Below are 1341 nucleotides of genomic sequence, written 5' to 3' on the forward strand. Positions count from 1 at the left end.
GCCCCATAAGCGCTAACATATTAATTGACATTTATGTTCTTGCTCGATAGTTTCTGAATTATGGCGGAGTTGGAAGATTGGCCTGTATTGGTAGAGTTGTTTCCTTCAGGATGGCGGGAGCTTAGTCGAAGCAGCGGTGCTGTGCGGCGGTTGCGCGGCTTTGGATCGGTCGATGATCTGCTACGCACCTTGTTACTCCATGTGGGTTGTGGCTGGTCGTTGCGTGAGACTTCGGTGCAGGCCCGGTTAGCGGGGATCGCCGATGTATCCGATGTTGCCTTACTGAAGAGGCTTCGTGAGGCGGAGCACTGGCTGCGGCAGATGTGCGAGGCATTGTTGAAGGCCAACGGAGTAACCCTCGAACCCAGCTTTGCCGGTCGGGTTGTGCGTCTGGTGGACGGAACCGTCGTCCGCGAGCCGGGCAAGACGGGCAGCCAGTGGAGACTGCACTACAGCCTTCGTTTGCCCACGCTGGAGTGTGATCATTTCGATCTGACTTCGACGCGCGGTGCGGGAACGGCCGAACGTTTGGGGCGGTTTAGCTTTCAATCGGGGGAACTGGTGTTGGCCGATGCGGGCTACTCGCACGCCGCAGGGATCGCCAAGGTAGTCGCCGCCGGAGCCGATGTCTGTATTCGCCTCAACCCGTATAGCCTGCCCCTGTTTGATGAAGGTGGAAATCCATTCCCGCTGCTCAAGCGGCTCTCGCGTTTACGCAAGACCGGAGATCTAGCCAGTTGGCCGGTATGGATATTGTCCGGCGATGTCTGGATCCAAGGCCGCATCTGTGCGGTCCGCAAGAGCAAGCTTGCCATCGAACAGGCTCAACGCAGGCTCACACGCAAGCGGCAGAAGGGAAAAAGCGTCAGCGGTCCCGAGGCTCGCAAATACGCAGAGTACGTGCTCGTGTTCACCACCCTGTCCGAAGCCGATGCCTCGACCAGTCAGGTGCTGGAGGCCTATCGGCTGCGCTGGCAAGTGGAACTGATCTTCAAGAGACTCAAGTCCATCGCCCAGTTTGGACATGTTCCTAAGTACGATGACCAGAGCAGTCGAGCATGGCTCTACGGAAAACTCCTGCTCGCTTTGCTCGGCCAACGGCTAGCACGCATCGGAAAAACTATTTCCCCCTGGGGCTATCTCACGCCGCAAAACTCCAACTCCCAGCCCATGGCGTGAGTTTCAGTTCATCCTGCATCAAATCCAAGACGCCATCAGGCCAAGACTTGCACTCCACTCCATCATCCAGCAATGGAATCAAATCGCTCACGCCCTTAGCGAACCAGCCCGAAAGCGAACACTTCAGCTTCGATTGCTAGGTTAGTTAGCGCTTATGGGGCA

1 protein-coding gene is annotated in these 1341 nt (G+C 57.0%); it reads left to right on the forward strand.

What is annotated here, in order from left to right; translation table 11 throughout:
- Nucleotides 1-60: 60 nt before the first annotated feature.
- Nucleotides 61-1179 carry an IS4 family transposase gene (locus OHL21_RS00030; protein ID WP_263415199.1) on the forward strand — a complete coding sequence of 373 codons (1119 nt, stop codon included), beginning with the start codon at nucleotides 61-63 and terminating at the stop codon, nucleotides 1177-1179.
- Nucleotides 1180-1341 lie beyond the last annotated feature (162 nt).

The organism is Terriglobus albidus, assembly GCF_025685425.1.
Taxonomy (GTDB): domain Bacteria; phylum Acidobacteriota; class Terriglobia; order Terriglobales; family Acidobacteriaceae; genus Terriglobus; species Terriglobus albidus.

Bases quoted from the DNA above. Each gene is read 5' to 3' on its own strand.
- OHL21_RS00030 (WP_263415199.1), top strand. From the start codon at position 61: ATGGCGGAGTTGGAAGATTGGCCTGTATTGGTAGAGTTGTTTCCTTCA.